We start from the raw sequence: 3,750 nt of genomic DNA, 5'->3' as shown, positions 1-3,750 counted from the left end.
GTGTAGCTCCCTGCCCCCGAGGGGGGCGCTGCGCCTGCGGACTGGCAGAGCCAGATTCGCGGCCCCGGCTTGAATTGGAGAAGCCCCAGGCTCACCCTGCGGAGAATGACACGAGGTGCGCATGAAAAAAGGGCCCTGAGGCCCTTTTTTGTTCTGTAGCGAAGCGGATCAGTCCCGGTCGCCGCCGAAGATGCCCAGCAGAGCCAGCAGGCTCTGGAAGATGTTGAACAGGTCCAGGTAAATGGCCAGGGTGGCGCTGATGTAGTTGGTTTCGCCGCCGTCGATCACCTGCTTCAGGTCATACAGCAGGTAGGCGCTGAAAACCGCGATCGCCAGCGTGCTAATGACGGCCATCAGCATGGTCGAGCCGACAAACACATTGATGACGGCGGCCACCAGGATGACCAGCGCACCGGCAAACAGCCACTTGCTCATGCCGCTCAGGTCCCGCTTGATGACGGTGGCCAGGCTGGCCATCACGAACATCACGCCGGCCGTACCGGCAAAAGCCGTCATGACCAGTGATGCGCCGTTGCTGAAACCCAGCACCATGGCGATCATGCGCGAGAGCATCAGGCCCATGAAAAAGGTAAAACCGAGCAGCACAGGCACGCCCGCGGCCGAGTTCTTGGTCTTTTCAATGGCGAAAATAAAGCCGAAGGCACCGCCGAGGAACACGATCAGGCCCAATCCGCCCGTCAGGGAGCGGGTAATGCCCGTCGCCACACCCAGCCAGGCGCCCAGCACGGTGGGCAGCAGGCTCAGGGCCAGCAGCCAATAGGTGTTGCGCAAGACCTTGTTGCGTTGCTCGACGCTGGAAGCAACGCCGTAGTCGAGGGTTTGAACATTGTCAGTCATGAAAGTCGTCTCCGAGGCGCCAGCAAATGCCGGCAAGATTATTTTAGGGTGCATTGCTGTTTTTCCAGCCCTCACTCCCTACTTTTTGTAAGGGTTCTATAAGCTAATTTGGCGGCAATGCGGACGAAGGGCGGCCCCAAATTTGCGTATGCTCGGTATCTTTGCCAACAAACTCCGGAAATCCTGAAGACCATGAAATCAAAAGCAGTGCTTGAACTCGCCGACGTCAAAACCATCGCCGCCGCCGCCGAGGCCGAAGCCCTCAAGAACAACTGGGCCGTCACCATCGCCATCGTCGACGACGGCGGACACCTGCTGCACCTGCAGCGCCTGGACGGTGCACCGCCCATTTCCTCGCACATTGCACCTTCCAAGGCCAATACGGCCGCCATGGGCCGCCGTGAGAGCAAGGTTTACGAGGACGTCATCAACGGCGGCCGTACGTCCTTTCTGTCGGCGCCCTACATTCACGGCATGCTCGAAGGCGGCGTACCCATCGTGAAAGAAGGGCAGTGCATTGGCGCTGTGGGTGTGAGCGGCGTGAAATCCAGCGAAGATGCGCAAATTGCGCGCGCTGGTATTGCCGCCATCGGCCTGTAAACCGCTTCGCAGCGGGAACAAAAAAGCCGACCAGAGGGTCGGCTTTTTTGTTGGCGAGAGCAGAACAACATCAAGAAAAAAAGCCTGGCTAAACAACCCCGAAGGGGTCTGTGGCTGGCTAAAAACGACCTTGGAGGCTTGGTAGCCCCGGATCGCCCCACGATGAAACTGTGCTGATGAAGAGGGTGATGAAACCGTGAAGGCGGCTTACTTGGTCAAAATCAGTTTGCCCAGGCGAGTGGCCTGAAGGCGGTAAGTCGAGCCGTTGTGGTTGATTTCCACGGCCTTTTGCCCGCGCAGGATTTCGGTGCTGTTGACGCAAGCGGCGGAAGCGCCCGACGAATGGCTGCCAGAAGCGGTCTCTGTGTGCGCAGGGGCGCGGGCAGGAAGGCTCAGGGTATGAGAGGCGGGCATTGCGATGGACATGATGGTTAAACCTGTTTGGGTTTCGTTAAGTTAATGATAACCATTCTCATTTGAAAGTCAAGCGAATCCAGGCTGCGGTTTTGTTTCTTTCTGTGTGAAAAACCTGGAGTGCCTGTCCAGCAGGCATGCGTCCAGGACCCTGATCAGTCCTGCAGGCCCTGGTTAGTTCTTGGGTTCAGTGATGAAACCGATCTTGCGCAGCCCGGCCTGTTGGGCTGCTGCCATGGCTTGGGCTACGCGCTCGTAGCGCACTGATTTGTCGCCGCGGATATGCAGGTCTGGCTGCGGGTTTTGTGCCGCCGACGCCTTGAGCTGCGTGACCAGTTCTTCGTCTGAAATTTTGGTCTCGTTCAGGAAATAGCTGCCTTCCGCATCCACGCTCAGGCGAACCGTTTCCGGCTTGATGTTTTGCGCTTCGTTGGAGGCGCGCGGCAGGTCGATGTTGACGGAATGCTTCATCACGGGGACCGTGATGATGAAGATGATGAGCAGCACCAGCATGATGTCCACCATGGGCGTCATGTTGATCTCGTTCATCACCTCATCGCTGTCGTCTTGGGTTCCAAAGGCCATGGTGCTTCTCGGTCACTGAATGAGGGAGCTCCGCGGCTGTGGGGCGGCAGAGCAGGATAAAGGGTTGGCTCTCAGGCTTTTTTCATTGGCACAACATTGGCCTGCTGGCCGCCGGCGCTCACGCGGGCGCCGGTGACGAAGTAGGCGTGCAGGTCATGCGCGAAGCGGCTGAGTTTTTGCAGCACGCCCTTGTTGCCGCGCACCAGCGCGTTGTAGCCCAGCACCGCCGGGATGGCAACCGCGAGACCCAGCGCCGTCATGATCAGCGATTCGCCGATCGGGCCAGCCACTTTGTCGATGGTCGCCTGGCCGGCCGCGCCGATGGACAGCAGCGCATGGTAGATGCCCCACACGGTGCCGAAGAGGCCGACGAAGGGGGCGGTGGAGCCGACCGAGGCCAGGATGGCCAGGCCCGACTGCAGCTTGCCGGTGAATTCGTCGATGGCATTGCGCAGCGTGCGCGTGACCCAGTCGCTCACGTCCAGGGCATCGTGCAGGTGTGCCTTGGTGTTGCGGTGGTGCAGCGTGGCTTCGCGGCCTTCCAGGGCCAGCTGGCGGAACGGGTTGGCGGGGTCCGAGCCCAGCTTGGTGAGGCCTGCGGCAAAGTCTTCGCTGTGCCAGAAGTCTTCAGAGGCGCGCGCGATCTTTTTGTACTTGATGAGGTCCAGCGTCTTGATGATGATGACCATCCATGACGCGAGCGACATGACCAGTAGCAGCACGGCCACCGATTTGGTAACGATATCGCCCTGGCTCCAGACGTTGGCAAGGCCGAATTGGGAATTCATGAATCAATACTCCAGGTTCAAAAAGATTTCGCTCAGTCTTTCAACGTCCAGTTGATGGGAACATTGAAGGGCATGGTTTCCGGAACGCCGTTTCGTTTGCCGGGCACGTAGCGCCAACTCATGACTGCGTCGTAGGCGGCTTTGTCGAGGCGGGAAAAACCGCTCGAGGTGACGAGTTCCGCGCGCTGGGCTTTTCCGTCGACGCCAATCCATACCTTGTAGACCACCTTGCCCTGCTCTTCCAGGTGAATGCTTCGGGTCGGGTAGCGAGGTTTCGGGTTTTGCAGGTAGTCGGCATCGCTGGACGGCAGCTGTACCACCGGTGGCGCAGGCGGTGCGGCTGGAGCCACGGCTACAGGCGCTGGCGGCAGCGGCGGCGTGACAACGCCTGTCGGGGCATTGGGCGAAGGTGTCGGATCCGGGATGGCCAGCGGCTGGGGCGCGGGTTTGTCGGGTGCCTTGGCAACCGCTTTTTTCTGCACGGTCGGCGTGGGTGGGGTAGGGG

The 3,750-nt window shown here is 59.9% G+C and carries 6 protein-coding genes; 1 reads left to right on the top strand and 5 read right to left on the bottom strand.

The window, feature by feature from the left end; genetic code table 11:
* Positions 1–168: 168 nt before the first annotated feature.
* Positions 169–858, bottom strand: a complete 690-nt coding sequence (locus AC1D1P_RS17405; RefSeq protein WP_477659010.1) for a Bax inhibitor-1/YccA family protein — start codon at positions 856–858, stop codon at positions 169–171.
* A gap of 192 nt (positions 859–1,050) precedes the next feature.
* Here AC1D1P_RS17405 and AC1D1P_RS17400 point away from each other — a divergent pair, with 192 nt between their 5' ends.
* Entirely contained in the window at positions 1,051–1,458 is a 408-nt protein-coding gene (locus AC1D1P_RS17400) for a GlcG/HbpS family heme-binding protein (protein ID WP_477671014.1), read from the top strand.
* A 207-nt stretch (positions 1,459–1,665) separates the two neighbouring features.
* Here AC1D1P_RS17400 and AC1D1P_RS17395 read toward each other — a convergent pair whose 3' ends face one another.
* From AC1D1P_RS17395 to AC1D1P_RS17380, 4 genes are all read right to left on the bottom strand, one after another.
* Entirely contained in the window at positions 1,666–1,884 is a 219-nt protein-coding gene (locus tag AC1D1P_RS17395) for a hemin uptake protein HemP (RefSeq protein ID WP_477671013.1), read from the bottom strand.
* Positions 1,885–2,046: 162 nt separating this feature from the next.
* Complete coding sequence (locus AC1D1P_RS17390) at positions 2,047–2,457, bottom strand: ExbD/TolR family protein (RefSeq protein WP_477673831.1); 411 nt, start codon at positions 2,455–2,457, stop codon at positions 2,047–2,049.
* A 71-nt stretch (positions 2,458–2,528) separates the two neighbouring features.
* On the bottom strand, positions 2,529–3,245 hold the full coding sequence (locus AC1D1P_RS17385; RefSeq protein WP_477649634.1) for a MotA/TolQ/ExbB proton channel family protein: 717 nt from the start codon (positions 3,243–3,245) through the stop codon (positions 2,529–2,531).
* Between the two features lie 32 nt (positions 3,246–3,277).
* Positions 3,278–3,750 (bottom strand): energy transducer TonB (locus AC1D1P_RS17380; RefSeq protein WP_477673830.1); only part of this gene is annotated, 473 nt, incomplete at its 5' end.

This window comes from Polaromonas sp. P1_E1_2 (assembly GCF_056406035.1).
Note: the sequence above shows the minus strand (reverse complement) of the source record. Positions and strands in the feature narration are given on the sequence as shown.

Bases quoted from the DNA above. Each gene is read 5' to 3' on its own strand.
- AC1D1P_RS17400 (WP_477671014.1), top strand. From the start codon at position 1,051: ATGAAATCAAAAGCAGTGCTTGAACTCGCCGACGTCAAAACCATCGCC.
- AC1D1P_RS17395 (WP_477671013.1), bottom strand. From the start codon at position 1,884: ATGTCCATCGCAATGCCCGCCTCTCATACCCTGAGCCTTCCTGCCCGC.
- AC1D1P_RS17385 (WP_477649634.1), bottom strand. From the start codon at position 3,245: ATGAATTCCCAATTCGGCCTTGCCAACGTCTGGAGCCAGGGCGATATC.
- AC1D1P_RS17405 (WP_477659010.1), bottom strand. From the start codon at position 858: ATGACTGACAATGTTCAAACCCTCGACTACGGCGTTGCTTCCAGCGTC.
- AC1D1P_RS17390 (WP_477673831.1), bottom strand. From the start codon at position 2,457: ATGGCCTTTGGAACCCAAGACGACAGCGATGAGGTGATGAACGAGATC.